16 protein-coding genes and 1 pseudogene are annotated in these 22,752 nt (G+C 61.5%); 6 read left to right on the forward strand and 11 right to left on the reverse strand.

Features of this window, described 5'->3' with window-relative positions:
- The first annotated feature begins 54 nt into the window (after positions 1 to 54).
- From araD to A8B82_RS08640, 4 genes are read left to right on the forward strand one after another with little or no spacing between them, the layout of a single operon-like run.
- Entirely contained in the window at positions 55 to 1,797 is a 1,743-nt protein-coding gene (araD, locus tag A8B82_RS08625; protein ID WP_067290848.1) for an L-arabinonate dehydratase, read from the forward strand.
- Entirely contained in the window at positions 1,797 to 2,696 is a 900-nt protein-coding gene (locus A8B82_RS08630; RefSeq protein WP_067290851.1) for a dihydrodipicolinate synthase family protein, read from the forward strand. The genes araD and A8B82_RS08630 overlap by 1 nt, the downstream gene beginning before the upstream one ends.
- A 10-nt stretch (positions 2,697 to 2,706) precedes the next feature.
- On the forward strand, positions 2,707 to 3,432 hold the full coding sequence (locus tag A8B82_RS08635; protein ID WP_067290854.1) for a ribonuclease activity regulator RraA: 726 nt from the start codon (positions 2,707 to 2,709) through the stop codon (positions 3,430 to 3,432).
- A 14-nt stretch (positions 3,433 to 3,446) separates the two neighbouring features.
- Entirely contained in the window at positions 3,447 to 4,973 is a 1,527-nt protein-coding gene (locus tag A8B82_RS08640) for an aldehyde dehydrogenase (NADP(+)) (protein WP_067291122.1), read from the forward strand.
- A gap of 394 nt (positions 4,974 to 5,367) precedes the next feature.
- On the opposite strand, the gene A8B82_RS08645 is transcribed toward A8B82_RS08640, so the two are convergent.
- The 5 genes from A8B82_RS08645 to wrbA all read right to left on the reverse strand — a co-directional run bounded on the left by A8B82_RS08645 (position 5,368) and on the right by wrbA (position 10,132).
- Positions 5,368 to 5,970, reverse strand: coding sequence for an NAD(P)H-dependent oxidoreductase (locus tag A8B82_RS08645; protein WP_067290856.1), 603 nt, complete (start codon positions 5,968 to 5,970; stop codon positions 5,368 to 5,370).
- Between the two features lie 56 nt (positions 5,971 to 6,026).
- Positions 6,027 to 6,803: an SDR family NAD(P)-dependent oxidoreductase gene (locus A8B82_RS08650; protein WP_067290859.1), complete on the reverse strand. Its 777-nt coding sequence runs from the start codon at positions 6,801 to 6,803 to the stop codon at positions 6,027 to 6,029.
- Between the two features lie 64 nt (positions 6,804 to 6,867).
- Positions 6,868 to 8,472, reverse strand: coding sequence for a GMC family oxidoreductase (locus A8B82_RS08655; RefSeq protein ID WP_067290860.1), 1,605 nt, complete (start codon positions 8,470 to 8,472; stop codon positions 6,868 to 6,870).
- A 141-nt stretch (positions 8,473 to 8,613) separates the two neighbouring features.
- Positions 8,614 to 9,465, reverse strand: a complete 852-nt coding sequence (locus A8B82_RS08660) for a pirin family protein (RefSeq protein ID WP_067290863.1) — start codon at positions 9,463 to 9,465, stop codon at positions 8,614 to 8,616.
- 55 nt (positions 9,466 to 9,520) lie between these two features.
- Positions 9,521 to 10,132, reverse strand: a complete 612-nt coding sequence (wrbA, locus tag A8B82_RS08665) for an NAD(P)H:quinone oxidoreductase (RefSeq protein WP_067290864.1) — start codon at positions 10,130 to 10,132, stop codon at positions 9,521 to 9,523.
- Between the two features lie 169 nt (positions 10,133 to 10,301).
- Here wrbA and A8B82_RS08670 point away from each other — a divergent pair, with 169 nt between their 5' ends.
- Complete coding sequence (locus tag A8B82_RS08670; protein ID WP_067290867.1) at positions 10,302 to 11,210, forward strand: LysR family transcriptional regulator; 909 nt, start codon at positions 10,302 to 10,304, stop codon at positions 11,208 to 11,210.
- A 123-nt stretch (positions 11,211 to 11,333) separates the two neighbouring features.
- Here the strand turns inward: A8B82_RS08670 and A8B82_RS24485 are convergent.
- The 6 genes and pseudogenes from A8B82_RS24485 to A8B82_RS08700 form a co-directional block, all read right to left on the reverse strand.
- Positions 11,334 to 11,580, reverse strand: a pseudogene (locus A8B82_RS24485) (IS3 family transposase); the annotation flags it as partial.
- Positions 11,581 to 11,583: 3 nt separating this feature from the next.
- Positions 11,584 to 13,230: an FAD/NAD(P)-binding protein gene (locus A8B82_RS24770; protein WP_067290872.1), complete on the reverse strand. Its 1,647-nt coding sequence runs from the start codon at positions 13,228 to 13,230 to the stop codon at positions 11,584 to 11,586.
- Positions 13,231 to 13,337: 107 nt separating this feature from the next.
- Entirely contained in the window at positions 13,338 to 15,149 is a 1,812-nt protein-coding gene (locus tag A8B82_RS08685; protein ID WP_067290874.1) for an acetyl-CoA hydrolase/transferase C-terminal domain-containing protein, read from the reverse strand.
- Positions 15,142 to 17,202, reverse strand: coding sequence for a 3-hydroxyacyl-CoA dehydrogenase NAD-binding domain-containing protein (locus A8B82_RS08690; RefSeq protein ID WP_201120772.1), 2,061 nt, complete (start codon positions 17,200 to 17,202; stop codon positions 15,142 to 15,144). Before A8B82_RS08690 ends, A8B82_RS08685 begins: the two co-directional genes overlap by 8 nt.
- Positions 17,202 to 18,485: an acetyl-CoA C-acetyltransferase gene (locus A8B82_RS08695; protein WP_067290878.1), complete on the reverse strand. Its 1,284-nt coding sequence runs from the start codon at positions 18,483 to 18,485 to the stop codon at positions 17,202 to 17,204. Before A8B82_RS08695 ends, A8B82_RS08690 begins: the two co-directional genes overlap by 1 nt.
- A complete protein-coding gene (locus tag A8B82_RS08700) occupies positions 18,482 to 20,731 on the reverse strand; it encodes an acyl-CoA dehydrogenase (RefSeq protein ID WP_067290881.1) in 2,250 nt (749 codons plus the stop codon). The genes A8B82_RS08695 and A8B82_RS08700 overlap by 4 nt, the downstream gene beginning before the upstream one ends.
- A 190-nt stretch (positions 20,732 to 20,921) precedes the next feature.
- On the opposite strand from A8B82_RS08700, the gene A8B82_RS08705 reads away from it, so the two are divergent.
- On the forward strand, positions 20,922 to 22,625 hold the full coding sequence (locus A8B82_RS08705) for an ABC transporter ATP-binding protein (protein ID WP_067290884.1): 1,704 nt from the start codon (positions 20,922 to 20,924) through the stop codon (positions 22,623 to 22,625).
- Positions 22,626 to 22,752 lie beyond the last annotated feature (127 nt).

Below are 22,752 nucleotides of genomic sequence, written 5' to 3' on the forward strand. Positions count from 1 at the left end.
GACGATCCGATAATGTATGCGCATACAGTCTAGGAAATCTGTCGGGAGGAAAGCATGAAGGATTCGCAGATCAAGACCCCTGATGACCTGCGCAGCGCGCGCTGGTTTGCGCCCGATGACCTGCGTAGTTTCGGGCACCGGTCCAGGATGATGCAACTGGGCTATGCCGAGGAGGAATTCTGCGGCAAACCGATCATCGGAGTTCTAAACACCTGGTCCGAGATCAACTCTTGCCACGGCCATTTTCCGGAACGGGCCAAGGAAGTGAAGCGCGGCGTTCTTCAGGCGGGTGGCTTTCCTATCGAAATGCCGGTGCTGTCGGTGGACGAGCAATTCACCAAGCCCAGTTCCATGCTCTATCGCAACATGCTGGCGATGGAGACCGAAGAGGTCATCCGGTCTCATCCGTTCGACGGCATCGTCCTCATGGGCGGCTGTGACAAGACGACGCCCGCGCTGATCATGGGTGCGTTAAGCGCTGGCGTTCCCTTCATCTTCCTGCCTGCCGGTCCGATGCTACGCGGCAATTATGCCGGCAAGGTTCTTGGCTCCGGGGCCGATGCGTGGAAATACTGGGACGAGCGCCGTGCGGGCAATATTTCGGCAGAGGAATGGCGCGGCGTACAGGGCGGCATCGCGCGCAGCCACGGGGTCTGCATGACGATGGGCACTGCCTCAACGATGACCGCGATTGCGGATTCTCTCGGGCTCACCCTGCCCGGTGCGTCGTCGATCCCGGCCGTCGATGCAAACCACAGCCGGATGGCCAGCGAATGCGGTCGGCGCGTGGTGGACATGGTGTGGGAAGACCTGACACCCGACAAGATCGTGACCGACAGTGCGGTGAAGAATGCGGCGATTGTGGCGATGGCGACCGGATGCTCGACGAACGCCGTGGTGCACCTGATCGCGATGGCCAGACGCGCCGGTGTGTCGTTGACGCTTGACGACCTCGACGCGCTGGGTCGCGACACCCCGCTGCTCGCCAATATCCGTCCGTCCGGCAAGGATTACCTGATGGAGGATTTCTACTACGCCGGTGGCCTGCTCGCGATGGCGAAACAGCTTGAGGATCGGCTCGATACATCGTGCATCACCGTCAACGGCAAGACCGTGGGCGATAACATCGCCACTGCGCAGGTCTACAACGACGACGTGATCCGACCGCTGTCGAACCCGGTCTATCACCAGGGATCACTCGCGGTATTGCGGGGCAATCTCGCGCCCCTGGGGGCCGTGATCAAACCGGCCGCCTGCGATCCGAAATACCACGTGCATGAAGGCCCCGCGATTGTCTTCGACAGCTATCCAGAGATGAAGAAGGCGGTGGATGACGAGACGCTCGATATCACGCCGGATCACGTGATGGTGCTGCGCAACGCAGGCCCGCAGGGCGGACCCGGATTCCCCGAATGGGGCATGTTGCCGATGCCAAAGGCGCTCTTGAAACAAGGACACCGTGACATGCTGCGGATCTCGGATGCGCGGATGTCGGGCACCTCCTACGGCGCCTGTGTCCTGCACGTCGCCCCCGAGAGCTTTGTCGGCGGGCCGCTTGCCCTGCTCAGGACCGGGGACATCATACGGCTGGATCTGCCGAACCGTTCGCTGGACATGCTGGTGTCCGACGAGGAACTGGAGGCTCGCCGCACCGCATGGGTCGCCCCGGAACCGCGGTTCCAGCGAGGCTGGGGCTGGATGTTCTCCAAGCACGTCGGCCAGGCCGATACCGGCTGCGATTTTGACTACCTGACCCGCGAGCATGGCCCCGCGGCAGGTGAACCGGATATTTTCTGATGACACATGATCTTGATACAGCCCTGGCTGGTATTTCCGGAATTCTGGTCACACCATACGATGACAAAGGCGACATCGCGCCGGACAAGCTGTCGCCGATCCTCGACCGGGCGCTGAATGCCGGGGTGCACATGCCGGTGGTCAACGGCAATACGGGCGAGTTCTACGCGCTGACCACGGACGAAGCCTGCACGATGGTGCGCGAGGTGACCGCGCTGGTCGACGGGCGTGCGCCGGTGTTGGCCGGGGTCGGTCGCGGACTGCGGGACGCTTGCCATCTGGCCAAAGCCTCCGCCGAGGCAGGTGCCGCGGCACTTATGGTGCACCAGCCCCCCGACCCCTTCGTCAGCCCGCGCGGCACGCTGGACTACGTTCGGGCCATCATCGACGCAAGCGGCGGAATGCCGGTGATGCTCTATCTGCGCAACGACGCCATCGGCACTCAGGCAATTGCAGACCTGTGCGCCCTTCCGGGCGTGAAGGGTGTGAAATGGGCCACGCCGAACCCGCTGAAACTGGCCGCCGCTATAGGCGCCTGCGATCCCGGCATCACCTGGGTCGGCGGGCTGGCCGAGGTCTGGGCGCCGCCGCTCTACGCGGTCGGCGCGCGTGGCTTCACAAGTGGCCTGATCAATGTCTGGCCGGAACGTTCCATGGCAATTCACACCGCCCTGGACGCCGGGGACTATCCCGAGGCAAACCGACTGATTGCCGGGATGCGCGCGTTCGAAGACATCCGCGCCGAAGAACTGAACGGCACCAACGTGACCGGTGTCAAGGCAGCGCTTCTGGCGCTAGGGCTGGACTGCGGCCCGGCGCGCCCGCCCTCTGCCTGGCCTCTGACGCCGGCGCAGCAGCATCAACTCAACACTTTCATGGCCGCGAACGGCCTTATCTGAGGACCCAAAGATGACGGATCATCCGCTGAAACCCGAAACCAAGCAAAAGCTGGAGCATGTGTCGGTGGCGACCTTGGCAACGGCCCTCTACAAGCGCGGCTTGCGGCACCAGGTCATTCAGGACGTGCGTCCGATTTCGCAAAAGGGCAAGAACATGGTCGGCCCGGCGTTTACCTTGCGCTACATGCCCGCCCGAGAAGATCGCAACCAGTTGGTAGAATTCCGCAACCCCGAGCATCCGCAGCGAAAGGCGATCGAAGACTGCCCACCGGGACATGTCATGGTCATGGACAGCCGCAAATCCGCCTATGCGGCAAGCGCGGGCGACATCCTGATCACCCGGCTGATGATGCGCGGCGGTGCCGGCGTGGTGACCGATGGCGGGTTCCGCGACGCCATGAATATCGCCAAGCTTGACATGCCAGCCTATCACAACCGCCCGTCGAGCCCGACCAACCTGACCACCAACGAAGCCATCGCCATCAATGAACCCATCGGATGCGGTGACGCTCCGGTGTTTCCGGGCGATATCGTCGTCGGAGACGATGACAGCATCATCATCATTCCCGCGCATCTCGCGGATGAGGTCGCGGACGAGGCGATCGAGATGACGGCCTATGAGGATTTCGCGCTCGAACAGGTACAGAACGGTGCGACGATCATCGGGCTCTATCCGGCGACGAAAGAGGAAAACCTGGAGAAATTCGCCGCATGGCGGAAACAGAACAACCGATGAAACAGGAGGATCCCATGCTCGACGAAACCACATTCACGCCACACGGCAAGCATCTGATTGCCGGCGCATGGGTCGCCGGAGAGACCACTTTTCAGAACGAACCGGCGAGCGGCCCGGCGCATGAGTTTGCCGTTGGTACACCGGCGCTTGTCGATCGGGCCTGCCGCGCTGCGGAAGAGGCGTTCTGGACTTACGGCTATTCGACCTGCGAAGAGCGGGCGGTTTTCCTGAACACCATCGCGGATGAAATCGACGCGCGCGCCGAAGAGATCTCCGAGGTCGGCAGCCGCGAGTCCGGTCTTCCCGAAGCCCGGCTTGAGGGCGAACGCGGACGCACCATCGGGCAACTGCGGCTTTTCGCGGATCATATCCTCAAGGGTGACTACCTTGACCGCCGCCACGACGAGGCACTGCCCGATCGGGCCCTCCTGCCCCGGCCGGACCTGAAGATGGTGCAGCGCCCGATCGGCCCGGTGGCTGTTTTTGGTGCCTCCAACTTCCCGCTGGCGTTTTCCACCGCCGGTGGCGATACCGCAAGCGCACTGGCCGCAGGGTGCCCTGTTGTCGTCAAAGGCCACTCGGCCCATCCCGGAACAAGCGAAATCGTGGCAGAGGCCATCAAGGCCGCCATCGCGACATGCGGCGTGCATCCTGGTGTGTTTTCACTGATCCAGGGAGGCAAGCGTGACGTGGGACAGGCGCTTGTCCGGCATCCGCTGATCAACGCTGTCGGCTTTACCGGCTCCCTTGGCGGTGGTCGCGCCCTGTTCGATCTGTGCGCGCAGCGCCCGTCGCCGATCCCGTTCTTCGGCGAGTTGGGCTCGGTCAATCCGATGTTTCTCCTGCCCCAAGCAATGAAGGCACGCGGGCAAGCCCTTGCCGAAGGTTGGGCCGGATCGCTGACCATGGGTGCCGGGCAGTTCTGCACCAATCCGGGCATCGCCGTCGTGATCGACGGCCCGGACGCAGATGCCTTCATCGAAGCCGCGGCCAAGGCGCTTGAGCCCGTCGGGGCGCAGACCATGCTGACGGACGGCATCGCGACAGCCTACCGTCAAGGCCGCGACCGCATCGCAGGCACCACGGGCGTGCAGGAAGTGGTCTCCTCCATGTGCGACCTGCGCAACGCGACGCCTTACCTCTACGCAACCACTGGAGACGCGTGGCTGGCCGACGAGGCGCTGGGTGAAGAGGTGTTCGGGCCGCTTGGTCTGGTCGTTCGGGTAAAGGACTTCGACCAGATGCTGACAACGGCCAAATCCCTGGAGGGCCAGTTGACGTGCACATTGCATATGGACACAGGCGACACCGAAATCGGGCAACAGCTGATGCCGGTTCTGGAACGCAAGGCGGGCCGCGTGCTTGCCAACGGGTTCCCGACCGGTGTGGAAGTCTGCGACAGCATGGTGCATGGAGGCCCCTACCCGGCGTCGACCAACTTCGGTGCCACTTCCGTGGGCACGCTTGCAATCCGACGCTTTCTGCGACCGGTCTGCTATCAGAACATGCCAGTCGATCTGCTGCCAGGGGATCTGAAATAAACGCGCAAATTTGATCCGCCCGAGTGGCAGGTTCTTGCGCCGAAGTTGATAACAGGCTTTGGCGGAAACAGCGTTCAGCGTTAGACCTGAAACCCCTAACGCTGCCTGAAGTCATAGATTTCAACGCTGTCGGCGATAAGGGGTGCCTCAAGGCAAGCGCAATAGCTGTGCAAGAACCGCGACACCACAGTTGCCTGTCAGGGCGTCTTTGCCATTCGAATGGCTTGTCCGATTTTCGATAGATCAATCAGCCCAATAGGGCATGCGCAGATCTTTTTTCAGAACCTTTCCGATCTCGCTTCTTGGCAGATCATCGCGCAGCACGACATTCTGCATCTACCTTGGGCCAACTCCTGTCACCACCTCTGGCAGGATGGCAAAGCCTGTGCTCGCCCTAAGCGGCATCTTCCATTTCAGCGAATTCATTCGAAAGATGCTTTTCAAAACGGGCGAAATCAGCATCGATGTCGGGGTTCTTGAGCACGTCATAGATGACGTATGTGGCCAATGGCTCCAGCCCGGTCCATTTGAAGTTGAGATGCATCGGGCGCATCAGCTCATCCTCGCTCAGGCCCTCAAAGAATTTCTGCTCGGGGTCATTGAATGCCTCGCGTGGCGCGTTTGCCGTGAACGACATCATGTATTTCCCGGAAAGCTTCGGCCCCAGGCCGTAGCCCGACTTCGGGTTCTTTGAACTGCGACCATCGCCAACCGACAAATCGCCTGCCATGCCCGCCGTCCATACGTCGTCGATATACTTCTTCATGACCCAGCTCACACCCATCCAGTTGATCGGTGATTGGAAAAACACGATGTCGGCCCATTTCAGTTTCTCGATCTCCGCGGGCACATCATATCCCTCGGAAACCGCAGTCTTGCGGACGTCATCACCCCTCTTGTGAAAAAAGGCTTCGGCTCGCTCCACGAACGCCTCGTTGAGGTTGCCCGGTGAAACAGGGTGCGGTTGATGACCGTTGATGATGAAAATCTTTGCCATGGTAGGTTTCCTTAAGCTGGCTGAAATGAACAACGTGTGGATGGCGGCTGCATGCGTTAGACGGTATCAATCACGCCGCCATCCACACGCAGCGCCGCCCCCGTCGTGGCAGATGCCTGCGGCGAGGCGAGATAAACCACCATGTTTGCGACTTCCTCGACGGTAGCAACGCGCTGGATGAGCGAGGCGGGATACTCCGATCTCACCATCTCGTTCGCCAGCTCCTCGATGGATTTGTCGCTGTCGCCATGCAGCTCATTGAGCAGGTTCGTGACGCTCTCGGTCAAGGTCAGTCCGGGCAGCACGGAGTTCACTGTCACGCCGGTTCCTGCCATGCGCTTGGCCAGACCACGCGCCAGCGCGATATCGGCAGCCTTGCTCACGCCGTAATGGATCATGTTGACCGGAATGGTGAAACCCGATTCCGATCCCAGCAGCACGAAACGTCCCCACCCCTTCTTCTCCATCTTCGGCAGATAGGAACGGGCGAGCCGCACGCCGGTCATGACGTTGGTGTTCCAGTGCCGGTTCCAGATGTCGTCGTCGGTTTCGAAAAATTCGGCCATCTGGATAATGCCGAGATTGCTGACTACGATATCCGCTTCCGGCACGGCGTCGAGCAGAGCCTCATGGCCTTCTTGCGTCCCGAGTTCGGCGACAACGCCGCGCACGGAACCGCTGAGCTTGGCGAGCGCTTCATCGACTTCTTCGGCGGTCCGGCCATTCAGGAAGACCGTCGCGCCCGCAGCCGCCAGCCCCTGAACGATGCCAAAGCCGATGCCTGCCGTCGATCCCGTGACGAGTGCGGTCTTTCCTGTAAGGTCGATGTTCATGTGTGTCTCCATTTTGAATTAGTTTTTCCGCCGTGGCACGGCCTTGTGTGCTTGTAGGTTCGGATCAAGTGGACCGGATCAGATCGGCCCCCTTTTCACCGATCATCAACACAGCCGGATTGATGTTGCCTGACGTGATCGTGGGCATTGCCGATGCATCAATCACCCGCAGGCGATCGATTCCACGCACACGCAAACTGGGGTCGAGCACTGCCAAGTCGTCGTCGCCCATCCGGGCCGTACCGGCGTAGTGGAAGCTGGTATTCGCGTTTCCTCGGATAAAGGAGAGCAGACCTTCTTCGCTCTCGCCTTGCTGTCCGGGATCGAGCTCCTTGATGACATGCTGCGAAAGCGGGGCCGTTTCGCTCATTTGCTTCGCAAATCGCATACCATACAGCAGGGTATCGACGTCACTTTGCGTCGAAAGATGGTTGAACACGATCGACGGTGCCGCTTTTGGATCAGGCGACGAGAGCCTCACGAAGCCACGGCTTTCGGGGCGAGATTTGAACATCGCGATCCGGAACCCCGACTGCTTGTTCAAGCCCCACCCGGTATCGTCGGGCAGAAACGGGAGGAAGTGCATCAAGACGTCGGCTTCCTCCAAACCATCACTCGAGCGGAGATATGCAATGACGGAGGACGGCCCGTTGGTGAGCGCACCGTTGCGCGGACCCATGTAGTAATTGATGCCCGCTTTCAGCTGCGAGACCGGATTACCGACAGCGCGATTGAAGGTATGGGGACTGTTCGTGATGTAGGTCCGTCCGGTCTGGACGTGATCCATCAGGTTTTCACCCACTCCTTTCAGGTCCCGGATCACCGGCACGCCATTCGCCTGTAGAAGTGCGCCCGGCCCGATGCCGGAGATTTGCAGCAGATGGGGCGTATGGAGGGCACCGGCGCTCAGGATGACTTCCGCGTTGGCGCGCGCCTCATGTTCCTGATTGCCGCGTTCGTAGGCCACGCCGACGGCGCGTCGACCCTCCAACAGGATGCGCGTGACCAGGGCCTCCGTGATGATGTGAAGATTTGTCCGGTTGCGATTGGGCTTGATATACGCTTCAGACGTGGAGGATCGACGCCCCCGACGCGTGTCCAACGGCGCGTAGCCTACGCCATCGCGCTTTGCCCCGTTGAAGTCATCATTGCGCGGCAACCCGGTGTTCATCGCCGCGGCGATGAAGGCATCTGCCAGCGGGGTCTGCCAGCGTGCATTCTCGACGCCGGTCGGGCCATCGCCACCATGAAACGCGTCGGACCCGCCCGCCCAACTTTCCAGCTTCCTGAAGTACGGCAAGGTGTCATCGGCACCCCAGCCCTTGGCGCCCATCTTGACCCAGCTATCGTAATCGTAGGGCAGCCCGCGAGTGAAAACCAATCCGTTGACTGCGCTCGATCCTCCGACGACCTTGCCATGCGGTAGCGGAAAGCTGCGGCCTTTCAATTCCGGCTCGGGCTGGGTCTCATAGTTCCACATGTAACGATCGTCGATCAGGATCTTGGCGAAACCGATTGGCACCTTAGACCAATAGCTACTGTCTTCTGGTCCCGCTTCGATCAGCAAAACCCTTGTCGAAGGATCTTCGGTCAGCCGCGTGGCGACGATTGCGCCTGCCGATCCGGCTCCCACGACGATATAGTCGTAATTTGAGGTCTCTTTTGTCATGCTACTCTCCTTTCGACGCCACCGTCCCGTCGCAGGGAAGATCGCTTTTTCGCGGTCCTTCGAGCGATGCTTCAGGCCGACCCGAGCTCGTCTGCTCTGCGGATCGGCCGATCTTGCGGTATTCTGGACGATTTCCTTCCCTTACCCTTCGAGACCGAAGCGCTCGCCGCTGCGGCGATATTCCCGGAAACCCGCGTCGAGTTCGGCATCTGTATTCAGGACGAACGGGCCACGGGCCGCGATGGGTTCGCCAATCGGCCTGCCTGCAAACAGGATGGCCCGCAGACCTTCTGCACCGCCAGTCAGACGAACGGCGCTTTGGTCATCACCCTTCGTAAGCCAGGCGACTTCGCTCGCCGTCACCTTTGTCCGGGACATTCCGATCGAACCGGAGCCCTCCAGCACCACGACGAATGCGGTATAATCGGCAGGCAAGTCCTGTTCGATACTTGCGCCCGGCTCAAGACGGGCTTCAACCATCGTGACCGCGGCGTGATTTGTGGTCGGCGCAGTGACCGTCCCGGATGATCCGGAAAAGACCCGGATTTCCGCCCCCGGTTCGCGCCGGACAGGAAGATCGGCGGCCCGAAGTTCCTGAAAGTTCGCCGGTACGCGCTTGCTTGCGGCGGGCAGGTTCACCCACAGTTGGAGAAGATGAACGGGCTCGCCCCTTGCGGGCTGTTCATTGTGAACGATGCCCCGCCCCGACGTCAGCCACAATGCGTCGCCCGCCTCGAAGAGCCCGGTATTGCCGTGGTTGTCGAAGTGTTCCACGGCCCCGTCGATCACATAAGTGACTGTTTCGATTCCCTGATGCGGGTGGCGATCAAAAACCCCGAGGGGGAACGTGTCCTCCATCAAGAGGAGGAAGGGATCGCTCGCCGCAAAGTCATCCGGCGGCACGAGCGGACGGACCAGGTGTTCGTCCGTCATACCCCGACCGACCTGGGGGCTGTCGACGCGGGCGACGTCCCGCTGATGTTCGGTGGTCATGAACGGTCCTCCTTTGATACGTATCGGGCCGCGTCGATTGCTACGCGTTCCGGATTTAAAGGTCGTCGATGTTGCGGGCCAGAACGTCAGCAAAACGGGCGATGCGCTGACCTTGGTATTTGGCGGCAGCCAGCACGGTGTCGGGCAGCGGCTCTTGTCCGGTGTCGGTGTAGCTTACACCGTAAGGGTTGCCACCAGCCTCGCCGAGAAGCGGGTCCGTGTAGCCGACCGGTACGATCACGGATCCCCAGTGATAGAAGACGTTCTGAAGGGCCAGCAGGGTCGATTCCTGACCGCCGTGCGGATTGCCAGCCCCGGTGAAGGCACCGGCCGCCTTGTTCTGCAGCTTGCCCGTGAACCACATGCCACCGCACTGGTCTACGAATTGCTTCAATTGTGCGGCGGGCAGGCCGAAACGTGTGGGGCTGCCCAGCAGGAAACCATCCGCCCATTCGAGGTCTTCCGGAGTCGCCTCCGGCACATCGCGGGTTGCCTCGATGTGGGTGCGCCAGGCGGGATTGCTGTCTATGGCGGCATCGGGGGCAAGCTCTGCCGCCTTGCGCAGGCGTACCTCGGCACCCGCGGCGCGGGCGCCTTCCGCGGCGGTTTCCGCGATCTTGTGAGTGTGACCGGTGCTCGAGTAATAAATGATGGCGATTTTGGCCATGGGGCTCTCCTCCAGTATTTCCAGACGATGCGAGGTGTGATCCCCGTCGTTGCCCTTGATATCTAGGGGTGCGGCATCCGGGCATTAGGGGGCCCCTGAAAGACGTTGCATCTCCCCAGTGAAACAATCATCCATGTCCCATGTGCAGCGAAGGGCCACGGGGTTTTGGATGCAGGATCTGAACGATTTCTACTATTTCCATGCTGTTGCGACATATAAGGGCTTCTCGGCTGCCACACGGGCGACAGGGGTTCCCAAGGCCACCCTGAGCAAGCGCGTGGCGCAATTGGAGGATCGACTCGGCGTGCGATTGTTGGAACGCACGACCCGCAGTCTACGCCTGACAGACGTGGGAGAAACCTTCTACGAGGCCTGCGTCGCAATGCTGGCAGGCGCGGAAGCCGCAGAGGCCGTGGCGGCGAACGCGCAGCTGGATCCCAACGGGATGGTCCGCGTGAGCTGTCCACAGGGGATGCTTCAGGATCTCCTCATCGACATTCTGCCGGAGTTCCTGCGCCGATACCCGAAAGTCAGGGTGCAACTCAAGATTCTCAATCGGCCCGCCGACCTCGTGGAAGATCGGGTGGATGTGGCCCTGCGCATCCGGAGCACTTTCGATACCGATCCCAATCTGTTCATGCGGAAACTTGGCCGGTCTCGTCTGATCCTTGCCGCAAGTCCCGAGTTTTTGCGCGCCACGGGCGGCGCGATCACTCTCCAGCGACTGACCGAATTGCCGACGCTGTCGATGGACCATGAGACCGACGAGGTCACATGGACACTTGTTGGTCCCGATGGCGCGACGCAGACTCTCTCGCATCAACCACGACTTCTTTGTGCTAGTTCCGATGTCCTTCGCCGGTCCGCGCTGGAAGGGCTGGGCGTGGCGCTGCTCCCCGAACATGTCGGTCGGAGCGAGATAGACGCGGGGCACCTCGTGCATCTTTTGCCCGACTGGCATTCCCCCTTTGGAATAATCCATGCCGTGTTCTCTTCCCGCAAGGGCCTCGTGCCCGCTGTCAGGGCGTTGATCGACCACCTTGCGGTCGAAGTGCCCAATCGTTCGGCCCCTTCCTAATATACCCCTATTGGTCAAGCTCTGACTTCTTACCATTTCCGGTCCTCTTTGACGGGCGAGTTTGCGAGGATGAGGAGCTTTCGCATGATGGCCGTCAGGACGACTTGCGGTGCCGCTAGTTTCCTAGACACTGACCCGTGCCTCGTTCGGTTTCTGCTGTCTGATTTCGAATTCAACGGGCGACTGCATGCCGTAGTTCGTGTGCTTGCGTTTCGGGTTGAAGAAGAACTCGACGTATTCGAACACGTCCTTCCTTCCTTCCTTCCTTGCGGGTCGGGTCGCCTTGCCGCCTGACGCGTTCTCGGATCGATAGCTGAAAGAAGCTTTCGGCGGCGGCATTGTCATGCCAGTACCCGCGCCTGCTTACGCTGATCTAGAGATTTTGGCGCGCGCACACCCCCTTGGCCCAGCGGTCCGAAGATTTTCCGAAACAGTCGTGCAAGGAATCGACCGCGATCACACTGCCCAGGGCAAGTCGGCCCAACAGGCACAAGCGCGGCACCACACGACCCTCTTCATCCAGAACCTGCCCATCGGGTGCTGTACGTGCCGCCAGCCCTTGGGCAAATGGGGCCAACACGCCGTCTTCCACCAGCGGGGAAACGGGTGGCTTGTCGATGGCCGACAGATCGGGCGAGGGCAGCACTGCGTCGATCATGACCGAAACGCGGGCGGTGTGGCCAGAGGCTTCCAGCGTCCAACCGCTGTCTGTCAGGATGACATCAGGATCGGCAGCAAGGTTCAGCACCACAATGCCCGCATCAATCAGCGCCATCAATTCGCGAGCAGCTGACAGCGGCGGGCCATAGCTGTACCGTTTGAGCCCTTCATCGAAACCAACCATCGCCTGAGCGGTAGCGGCGGGCGCGTCGGCAGGGTTATAACCCGCGCGCAGGGCGTCCTGCACCTTGCGCCAGACCTGCCCCATCGCATATCCGATGGTCGGCACATAGCTGCCATCAGCCAGAGCGATGCCGATGCGCAGTGCCTCAGGCGGGGAGTAATTTTCCTGCGATCCGGGGTTGGTCCATTCGGTCTGCAGCCATTCGTCAACGGCACCCTCCGGCACCGCCGCGCCACAGGCAGACAGGATGCGGGCCACAACAGGGATCAGCGCTGCGTTGATCACCGCCGCTGCACTGTCCGGATCGACCACAGCGGCCTGTGCCAGCGCTTGCGAAAACCGATCCACCTCCGACCTGTGCAGGTCAAACCGCGCATCCAGTGCCTTTGTCGCAGGTTTGGGAAAGGGCGGATGGCCGTTCAGCGAAAACGGATGGATGCACGCGGGTTCGCGCCCCGAAGGATGATAGCCCTGCGCATCAAACCGCCCGCCCAACCCGCATGTCAGCACCCGTAACACGTCAAAGGTCGACAGTCCCAAACCGCGGATCGCGACAGACCGGCCTGTCCAACCCAGCGCACAGTCTGCCAGTTGCCTTGCCGGATAGGCCGGTGCCAGTTGCCCCTGACTGCTGTTGGCATGCGTATGCCATTCGGCCAGTTGTGCATCGGGCGTCACCCTGGGCTGGCCGGGGGTCAACAGCACCTCGTCGTAGGGCGCATGCAATGTGCCACCTGTTCGCACCCGCCAGCCCGCGCCACTGCGTTCAATCCGTGTGACCTGTTCGCGAATGACAGTGATCGCCCCCTGGGCCGCGTCCAGCAGATCATCCAGCCGTGCCTGCAGATACCGCCCCAGATCAGCCCGTGGGGGGAAACTGTCGGGGTCTGCCTGCTCGCCTGTTCGCTTGGCGAACCACTCGACAAAGTTGCCACAGCGCGAAAACACGGGCGGGCGAATGGCGATGTCGCGACACGGAATGTTCAACAAGCACAGAGGGCTTTCGTCGGGGTGAAAATTCGGCCCTGCACCCGGTGCGTCGGAAGGCTCGAACACATCGACCGACACACGGCACCCGCTGTCCGCCAGATGCGTCACCAAAGCTTCAAGAGCGCCCAAACTCCGCGGCCCGAGAGCGACAATTGCAATCCGTGCCAAACCCGCGCCTGCCCTCATTGTGGAACCTTTCCGTGACGGGCACCCGCGCACCGGCCTGTGTCATCAAACATATGTCATTCAACATACCGCATCGGGAAAAGGTTCCCCTGAGACCGGCAGCACCGCTATCGAACCTTCCGCAGCGCGCCTTTCAGCGCCAGTGCTTCCAGCCGGTTGCGAAACCCGCGCGGGGCCGTCAACGCCATGCGTTCCATACAGACGCGATTGGCACCCCTTGCCCGCAGACCCTCCAGAACCAGCCGCGCCATGCCGATGCGGTGACCTTGGGTTTTCGACAATAGATCCAGCGCGGGCAACAGCCGCTGTTCGACGGCATCAAAGTCGGTGCCAAAGGGAAATTCCGGCAGTGCAAATGGGACTAGCCAGCCGTTCAGATACTGCGGTGTGTTGCGGCGGCAGCCGGCCGGGACCTCAAAATCTGCCGCGAGTTTGCCTGCCTTTTTGGCCTGAGCGACCAGATCATCCTGAAACCGGCTGTCGGCAATACGCACCATACGGGCAACTGCTACCTCGTCGCGCACTCCACGCAGATCGGCAATGCCATATTCCGTCACCACGATATCACGATAGGCGCGCGGCACGCTTTCGTGCGGATGCGACCAGACGATGTTCGACGTGGTCTGCCCGGCCTTGGTCCGTGTGGCGGGCAAGGTGATGACGGACCGCGCCCCGTCCAGCGCAAAGGCTTGTTCGATGAAATTGAACTGGCCCCCGATACCGCTCACCTCTTGCCCGTCCCTTGTCACATCACTGGTCACACCACCAAGCAGCGTCACCTTCATCGCCGCATTCACAAAGCGCGCATCGGTGCGGGCGGCGCGTTTGGCGTCCTCATCACCGTAAAGCTGGTTGGTAAACGACACCGGCATCATTCGGATGCGCGCTTGTTCCGCGTCAGAAAGCCCCCGCAAAGCCTCGTAAAAGGCGCGGCAATCCACAAAGAACCCCGCGTGAATCGCAACGCCATCAACCTCGCGGCGCACGATACCGGCCTTGAACAGTTGCAGCAGGCCATCCACCAGCATTTCCGTCACCACATACAGGCCTGCGTCAAAGGCCCCGCTTTCGTCAAATCCGTCCATGGCAAAGGGGCTGTTACGCTGGACGTCCAGCGCCCTGCCCGCGTGGCGCAACAGCAGCGCATGGGCCACCGCGTCGCCAATTGCGCCGATCCCGATTTGCAGCGTCCCGCCATCGCGGATCAGACGCGCCACATGCAGCCCGATGGCGTGTTCCACAGCGCCGACAGGTCGTTTGACCACGGAAAACAGCTCAAACTGCGGCCCCTCGTCCATCAGCAATTGCACCTCATCACGGGCCACCCTCGCCTGCGGGCCGGTCATTGCGGGCAATGTGTCGTTCACCTCGGCTGCGAGGATGAAATCCTGCCGTCCCGCCTGCCGGTCCCTCAGCAGATCGGACGAAATGTCGGTGTTGCACGACAGGCTGAAGCTGTCAGCATCAACGGGAGCCAGCAGTTGCATCATCACGTTGGGCCGCCAGTCCCGCAGCACGTCCAGCGCATGGGTATAGTTCGCCGCGATATAGCGCCGCTGCACCACGGGCTGCGACAACCAGCGCCCCGCCTGCATAAAGAATTCGGACACTTCGATGTTCTCGGGCAGGGTGCCGTCGCGCATCATCTGCGCGTATTCGATCTGCGGATAGGCCCCGAACAGGCGGTCTGCGGCCGGTTCCAGCAGGCGGCGCGCCATGCCCTGCCCCATCTCGGGCCGTTCCAGCGTCAATGCGGTCAGGATCGACAGCTGCACATCGGGGCGTTTGGCCACCGCGCGGGTCAACGCATTCAGTAGCGTTACCGGCTTTCCCAGCCCCATTGGCAAGGCCAGCCGTATCTCGCCGCCTGTGCGTTCAATGATCTCGGTTGCGATCCGGTCGGCGGTATTCTCAGCCAAAAGAGGCCCATCCCTTGTCAGGGTCAAACCGCGCCCCGTGGTCTGCGGCCAGCGCTTCCAGCCTGCGCGGCACTTCGCGGCGTACTTTGGCATAATGCATCGGTCCGCCACGGAACGGGGCCCATCCAGTGCCAAAGATCACGGCGGCGTCCACGGTATCGGCATCCTGCGCCACACCCTTGCGCAGGCATTCCACTCCGGCGTCGCACATCGGCAGGATCAGCCGGTCGATGATCTCGTCGGGCGGATCATCGGCGGGCGTGTCGGGGGGCGTTTCCCGGGTGTCATAGTTGTACAATCCCCGCCCTGACTTGCGGCCCACGTGCCCCTGCGCGACCATTTCTGCCAGCCAGTCCGGCGTGTCCGCCATCGGTCGGTCAAGACTGTGACGCAGCGACTTTGCCACCTCCAGACAGATATCCAGCCCCACCTGATCGGCCAGTGTCACAGGCCCCATCGGCATGCCGAATGCCAGCGCTGCGCGGTCGATGTCTTCCTTGGTTTTGCCTTCCTCCAGCATCACCATCGCCTCCATCAGATAGGGGCCAAGGATGCGGTTCACCAGAAACCCAGGGTAATCGGTGACGCGCGCAGGCAGACGGTCAATACCTTCGGCAAAGGCTGCCAGACGGTCCAGCGTCTTGGCTTCGGCCGCATCATGCGAGACAACTTCGACCAGGGGCATTTGCGAAACGGGGTTAAAGAAATGCAGCCCCGCAAACCGGCCCGCATCGGGCGTGGCCGCCACCAGATCGGCCAATCGCAGGCTTGAGGTGTTGCTGGCCAGTATCGCATCCGGCTTCATCACGCCGTCAAGCGATGCATAGATCTTTTCCTTGATCTCCAGCTTTTCGGGTGCGGCCTCGATCACCAGATCGGCACGGGCGCGGCCCAGCCCCTCGGGGTCGGGCATCATCCGGTCCAGCGCATCGCGTGCGTCAATCCCGCTGAGGTGCTTCTTGTCATAAATGCCCACGGCCCTTTTCACCGCCTCGCCCAGTGGCTCCAGCGCCACGTCTTCCAGCGTGACGCGCTTGCCCTGCATCGCGGACCATGCGGCAATCTCGGCACCCATGGCACCGGCACCGATCACGTGAACATGCTGGATGCCGTCGTTGCCTTTGCCCTCTGACTTCAGTTTGCGGCGCAGGAAAAACACGCGGATCAGATTTTGCGCCGTGGCGCTGTCTAGGAGTTTGGCAAAGGATGCGATTTCGGCCTTTTGCATCGCGGAAGGATCGCCGCCATGGTCTTCCCACAGGTTTATCAGCGCATAGGGCGCGGGGTAATGCTGGTTCGGGGCCTTCTTTTCGGCTTCGGACCGCATCCGCGTGGCGGCCAGCGACCGGCCCGCGCGGGTGCGCAGCGCCGTGGCGCGCAGCCCGCCGGTGTCGTGCTCCAGTTTGCCAGCTGCGGCGGCGCTGATCGCTGCATCGACATGGCGGATCGGCACCAACGCGTCCAGTATGCCCAGCTTGCGCGCCTTGCGGTCATGGGCGGAACTGCCCGTCAGCATCATCTGCATCGCGGCCACCGGATCAATCAGCCGTGTCAGCCGAAAGGTTCCGCCCAGGCCCGGATGCAAGCCCAACTGCACCTCGGGAAAGCCGACCTTGACGCCATCAACCCCGATGCGGTGATCGCAGGCCAGCGCCAGTTCCAGCCCGCCGCCCAGCGTGTTGCCATGCACCACGGCGATGGTCGTGAAAGGCAGGTCTGACAATTTGTCCAACACGGCATGGCCCTGTTCCAGCATCTTCACGGCGCTTTCACCGCGCAGATTGGCAAAGCCGTCAATGTCGGCGCCTGCCGCGAAGCCGCCTGCCTTGGCCGAGCGGATCGCCAATGCGCGGGGTTGATCGGTTTTGATCTGGTCCAGCAATCTGTCCAGTTCGCGCAACACCGCTTCCGATATCACATTGGTGCCGGTGTTAGCACAGTCCAGCCACAGTTGGGCAATCTCGCCCTTGGCATAACGCCAGTTGTCCACGCCTGCCGGTCTTGGCGTATCTTCAGGCCTGGGCGTGCGGGGAATGTGTTCCAGAACATCCATCACGCGGCCTCCAACAGCATGGCACCGCCCAGCCCGCCACCGATGCATTCGGTGGCGATGCCGCGACGGACACCTTTGGTTTTCATTGCATTGGCCAGATGCAGCACGATCTTGTTGCCGCTGGCCCCGACAGGGTGGCCAAGGCTGATCGCGCCGCCATCCACATTCAGACGGCCACGGTCGATCCGCCCAAAAGCGGCGTCATAGCCCAGCACTTCGCGGCAAAAATCATCATCCTGCCATGCCGCCAGACAGGACAGCACCTGTGCGGCAAAGGCTTCGTTGATTTCCCACAGGTCGATGTCGTCAACATTCAGGCCATGCCGCTGCGCCAGCGGGGTCGACGCCAGCACCGGACCAAGCCCCATGATCGACGGATCCAACGCCGCCCATTCGCTGTCGACCAGCCGCGCGATCGGCTCCAGCCCATGTGCCTCGACCGCCGTTTCCGATGCAAGGATCACCCAGGATGCGCCATCTGTGATCTGGCTGGAATTACCTGCCGTGACCTTGCCGTAGGGCTTTTCGAATGCGGGGTTCAGCTTGGCCAGATGCGCCATTGAATTGTCGGGACGCACGCCGTCATCTGCCGCATGGGGTACCCCGTCACGGTCAAAGGCAGGCAGCACCTCGCGGTCCAGCCGTCCACCGGCCTGCGCTGCCGCCAGCCGTTTGTGGCTGTCCACCGCATAGGCATCTGCGGTTTCGCGGTCGATGCCGAAACGATGCGCCAGCACTTCGGCAGTCTGGCCCATGTTGAGGGACGTAATCGGATCGGTCAGCCCACGCTCCAGCCCAATCACCGGGCTGAAGAAATCGGGGCGCAGTTCGGTCAATTTGGCGGCCTTGTCCATCGCGCCCCTGGCCTGCGCCATGCCGCCGAACCACTCTGTCGCCTTGCGGTTATAGACCAGCGGCGCATGGCTCAGCGCCTCGGTGCCGCCGGCAAGGATCATTTCATGACTGCCATCGCGGATATAGCGAAAGGCGGTGTCGATGCTCTGCATGCCCGAACCACAGTTGATCTGCATGGTAAAGGCCACCTGTTCATCACCCATTCCCAGCCGCAGCGCCGCCACGCGGGCAGGGTTCATTTCGTCCTGAATGACGTTCACACAGCCCAGAATAACCAGATCAAAAGCACTGCGCGGCATCGGCTGGCGCATCAACAGCGGCCTGCCGCATTGCACCGCCAGATCCACCGGCGTGAACGGTCCCGGACCACCACGCGCCTTTAGAAACGGGGTGCGGGCACCATCGACAAGATAAACGGGACGGGTCATTCTGCGGCCTCTCTGGGGGTCAAGCTGTCAGAATTCTGAGGCGCATCGGGGAACATGGCTGCAATTTCCTCGGGGCTGTATTCGTCCACCGCCACAACCTTTTGCACGGCGGCGTCCAGGCGCTCCAACTGCGCGAATTCGGCATCGGTCAGCGCCCCGGCCTTCAGCGCGGCGGCAGGCGACTGTTTGAGTTTGCGCAGGCGTTTGGTCAGCGGCTCTGCCTCGATCACCATCCTGAAGGCGGTGTCGAGCAAGCCCGGCCCGCTGTCGGATTCCCCCGGATGCAGCTCACCAACCAGACGGTCACGGGTTTGCGACGGGTGGTACAGGATCATCGCGCACTGCTCGGCCAGCTTGTCCGACGGCCCGCGCGACCGTGATTGCGGCAACAGCGTCGGACGCAGCAGCCATCCAACCCACCGCGCGGGAAAATTTGCAATGGTTTCGTCCAGCGCACGTCCGATACGCTTGAAGGACACTTCGGCAGAGTATTGCACCAGCGGCAAATCCCCTTCGTGTCGCCCGTCGTCTTCCCAACGTTTCAGCGCAGCAGCCACAAGAAACATTTCCGACAGCGCATCGCCCAAACGCGCCGAGATCATCTCTTTGCGCTTCAACTCCCCGCCCAGCGTCAGAAACGCCATGTCAGCCGTCACGGCAAAGGCGGCAGACCAGCGCGAAAGCCGTGCATAAAGCGGCGCGATGTCGCCCGCATTGTCCGGCACCGCGCCGCGTCCGGTCCAGCCTGACCACCAGGCGCGAAAGAAGTTGCGGGTCGAATGGCCCACATGCGCCCAGAAATGCCTGTCGAATTCCGTCAGTGATTTTTCGGGGTCCGGTTCCTGCAAGGCCTGCATTTCATCCAGCAGATGCGGATGCGCGCGGATCGCCCCCTGACCAAAAATGATCAGGTTGCGGGTGACGATGTTGGCCCCCTCGACGGTGATCCCGATGGGGATGGCGCGGTAATGCGGTTGCAGATAATTCAGCGGACCGTCGATCACCGCCTTGCCTGAATGCACATCCATCGCGTCGTTGATGCTTTCGCGCATTCGGGTGGTCGCATGGTATTTCATGATGGCCGAAATCACCGCCAGCTTGTGCCCCTCGTCCAGCGCCGCTGTGGTCAATCGACGGCCGGCGTCGATGGTATAGGCATTGGCCGCGATCCGCGCCATCGGTTCCTGGACGCCGCCGAACAGGCCAATGGGCATGTTGAACTGCTTGCGCACGCGGGCATAGGCCCCTGTCGTATGTGCCGCCAGCGCGGTTCCTGCCGCCGACAGCGACGGCAGCGAAATCCCGCGTCCTGCGGCCAGTGCGCTCATCAGCATCATCCAACCCTTGCCCGCGTATTCCGGCCCGCCGATGATGTGGTCCAACGGAATGAACACATCCTTACCGGTGGTCGGCCCGTTCATGAACATCGTTCCCGACGGCAAGTGGCGACGGCCTGTTTCAACGCCGTCCAGATCGGTAGGCACAAGTGCGCAGGTGATGCCGATGTCGGGCGCATCGCCCAGCAATCCGTCCGGATCGCGCAGCTGGAACGCCAGCCCCAGAACCGTGCAGACGGGTGCCAGTGTGATGTAACGCTTGGCCCAGTTCAGACGGATGCCCAGAACCTCCTCGCCTTGCCATTTCTGCTTGCAGATCACGCCTTCATCCACCATGGCCGACGCGTCCGATCCGGCGTCTTCGCTGGTCAGGCCAAAGGCGGGCAATTCCTTACCCGAGGCCAGACGCGGCAACCAGTCGTCGCGCTGCGCCTGGGTGCCGAACTGCAAAATCAGCTCTCCGGGGCCAAGCGAGTTTGGCACCATCACGGTCACTGCCCCGGCGACAGACCGGCTTGAGATATAGCGCACCACTTCTGAATGGGCGTAGGCGGAGAAGCCCAGGCCGCCATACTCCTTTGGGATGATCATGCCAAAGAACCCGTTATCGCGCAGATAATCCCACGCGTCTTTCGGCAGATCACCGGCAACATGGTCAATCTGCCAGCTGTCCAGCATATCGCAGAACTCCCGGCACGGCCCGTCGACAAAGGCCTGTTCGTCCGCTGTCAGCGTCGGGGCCTTCATATTGCGCAACACCGACCAGTCGGGTTTGCCCGAAAACAATTCGCCTTCAAAATGGACATCCCCCGCCGAAATCGCCTCGGCTTCGGTGTCGGACAGGGCAGGCAACGCGGTCTTGGCCCATTTGAAAATGGGCTTGGTGATGTAGTCGCGACGAAATGACATGATGTGATCCTCCGAATAAAGAACGCACTGACCGCGCCCGCAGTTCCCTTTGGACGTGTTCCGTATCGTCACCCGCACAACCGGGGCCGCTTGCCGGTCCCCTGACACCGCCGCGACACTTCGGTCTGGGAAAACACAGACCGTTCAGATACCCAACCCGCAGGCGTCCCACAGCAGAAAGATGCGTTCCATGCTTCGGCAGTTCTTTGAATACTATCGGCCCTGGAAGGCTCTGTTCTGGCTTGATTTCGGATGTGCTGTGCTCTCGGGTCTGCTGGAACTTGCGTTTCCGCTGGCGATCAAGGGGTTCATTGATGTGCTCTTGCCCGCCGGTGATCTGGGGCTGACCCTTCTGGCCGCTTTTGGGTTGCTGGTCATCTATGTCTTGAACTCGGGCCTGATGACCATTGTGATCTATTGGGGTCACATGCTGGGCATCAACATCGAAACCGAAATGCGACGCCGTGCCTTCGCTCATTTCCAGCGGCTGTCCTTTTCCTTTTTCGACAAGATGCGCACCGGCAAACTGGTCGCCCGCGTCACCCGCGACCTTGAAGAGATCGGCGAGGTCGCCCACCATGGGCCGGAGGATCTGTTCATTGCAATCATGACCTTTGTCGGGGCCTTTGCCCTGATGATGACGATCAATGTCAAACTGGCGCTGATCACGGCGGTGATCGTTCCGGCCTGCGTCGCTATCGTGGTTGTGTTCGGCGGGCGTATGACCCGCACATGGCGGTCCATCTATGCACGCGTGGCCGATTTCAACGTGCGGCTTGAGGAGAACATCGGCGGCATCCGTGTGGTGCAGGCCTTTGCCAATGAAGACCACGAAGCGGCCCTGTTCGCCGCAGACAACAACCGCTACCGCGAGACCAAGTTGTCGGCCTACAAGCTGATGGCGGGGTCATCAGCGCTGAACTACATGGGGATGCGTTTGATCCAAGTGGTTGTGATGGTGGCCGGTGCGGGCTTTGTGCTGGACGGATCGCTGAGCACCGGCGGCTTTGTCGCGTTTCTGCTGCTGGTGACGGTGTTCTTCCGTCCCCTCGACAAGATTGCCGCCGTGATCGAAACCTATCCGCGCGGGATCGCAGGCTTTCGCCGCTATCTGGAACTGATGGAGACCGAGCCCGATGTGGCCGACGCCAAAGACGCGCAGGATGCCCCTGCGTTCAAGGGGGCCGTGCGGTTTGAAGACATCGCATTCGACTACGGAGCGGGGCGGCCAGTGCTCAAGGGCATCAACCTGGATGTGCGTGCGGGTGAAAAGATGGCCTTTGTCGGACAGTCCGGCGCGGGCAAGACCACCTTGCTGGCGCTGGTGCCACGGTTCTACGACCCGCAAGCGGGGCGGATCACAATCGACGGGTTGGATGTGGCGGGCATGAAGCTGAATTCCCTGCGCAGCCAGATCGGGATTGTCAGTCAGGATGTGTTCCTCTTCGGCGGCACCCTGCGCGAAAACATCGCCTATGGTCGTCTGAACGCGCGCGAAGATGAAATTCTTGACGCCGCCGCCAAGGCGCAACTCGGCGATTTGATCGCGCAGATGCCCGACGGTCTGGACACTATCGTGGGCGAACGTGGCGTCAGCCTGTCGGGCGGGCAAAAGCAACGGGTCGCCATTGCGCGGATCTTCCTGAAAAACCCGCCGATCCTGATATTGGACGAGGCCACCTCGGCGCTCGACACCCAGACCGAACGCCAGATTCAGGACGCTTTGGATGCCCTGTCAGAAAACCGCACGACACTTGTCATCGCGCACCGCCTGGACACCATCCGCAACGCAGACCGCATTGCCGTGATGCAGGACGGCCAGATCGTTGAGATGGGCTCGCATGCTGACCTCAGCCAATCCTTTGGCCATTATACGCGGCTTGCGAACTCCTAGGCTCCGGACCCATTAATCTTACATGCTCAGTTTGACAGATTTTTTCGTAGATCAGGAGCATCTGCGCGTGAATAGTGGTTCTATTTCAAGCAGATGTGACGCAGGCTGCGGGAAAATCCGTCAAACC

The organism is Sulfitobacter sp. EhC04 (assembly GCF_001650875.1).
Taxonomy (GTDB): Bacteria; Pseudomonadota; Alphaproteobacteria; order Rhodobacterales; family Rhodobacteraceae; genus Sulfitobacter.

Bases quoted from the DNA above. Each gene is read 5' to 3' on its own strand.
- araD (WP_067290848.1), top strand. From the start codon at position 55: ATGAAGGATTCGCAGATCAAGACCCCTGATGACCTGCGCAGCGCGCGC.
- A8B82_RS08630 (WP_067290851.1), top strand. From the start codon at position 1,797: ATGACACATGATCTTGATACAGCCCTGGCTGGTATTTCCGGAATTCTG.
- A8B82_RS08635 (WP_067290854.1), top strand. From the start codon at position 2,707: ATGACGGATCATCCGCTGAAACCCGAAACCAAGCAAAAGCTGGAGCAT.
- A8B82_RS08640 (WP_067291122.1), top strand. From the start codon at position 3,447: ATGCTCGACGAAACCACATTCACGCCACACGGCAAGCATCTGATTGCC.
- A8B82_RS08645 (WP_067290856.1), bottom strand. From the start codon at position 5,970: ATGGCAAAGATTTTCATCATCAACGGTCATCAACCGCACCCTGTTTCA.
- A8B82_RS08650 (WP_067290859.1), bottom strand. From the start codon at position 6,803: ATGAACATCGACCTTACAGGAAAGACCGCACTCGTCACGGGATCGACG.
- A8B82_RS08655 (WP_067290860.1), bottom strand. From the start codon at position 8,472: ATGACAAAAGAGACCTCAAATTACGACTATATCGTCGTGGGAGCCGGA.
- A8B82_RS08660 (WP_067290863.1), bottom strand. From the start codon at position 9,465: ATGACCACCGAACATCAGCGGGACGTCGCCCGCGTCGACAGCCCCCAG.
- wrbA (WP_067290864.1), bottom strand. From the start codon at position 10,132: ATGGCCAAAATCGCCATCATTTATTACTCGAGCACCGGTCACACTCAC.
- A8B82_RS08670 (WP_067290867.1), top strand. From the start codon at position 10,302: ATGCAGGATCTGAACGATTTCTACTATTTCCATGCTGTTGCGACATAT.
- A8B82_RS24770 (WP_067290872.1), bottom strand. From the start codon at position 13,230: ATGAGGGCAGGCGCGGGTTTGGCACGGATTGCAATTGTCGCTCTCGGG.
- A8B82_RS08690 (WP_201120772.1), bottom strand. From the start codon at position 17,202: ATGGATGTTCTGGAACACATTCCCCGCACGCCCAGGCCTGAAGATACG.
- A8B82_RS08695 (WP_067290878.1), bottom strand. From the start codon at position 18,485: ATGACCCGTCCCGTTTATCTTGTCGATGGTGCCCGCACCCCGTTTCTA.
- A8B82_RS08700 (WP_067290881.1), bottom strand. From the start codon at position 20,731: ATGTCATTTCGTCGCGACTACATCACCAAGCCCATTTTCAAATGGGCC.
- A8B82_RS08705 (WP_067290884.1), top strand. From the start codon at position 20,922: ATGCTTCGGCAGTTCTTTGAATACTATCGGCCCTGGAAGGCTCTGTTC.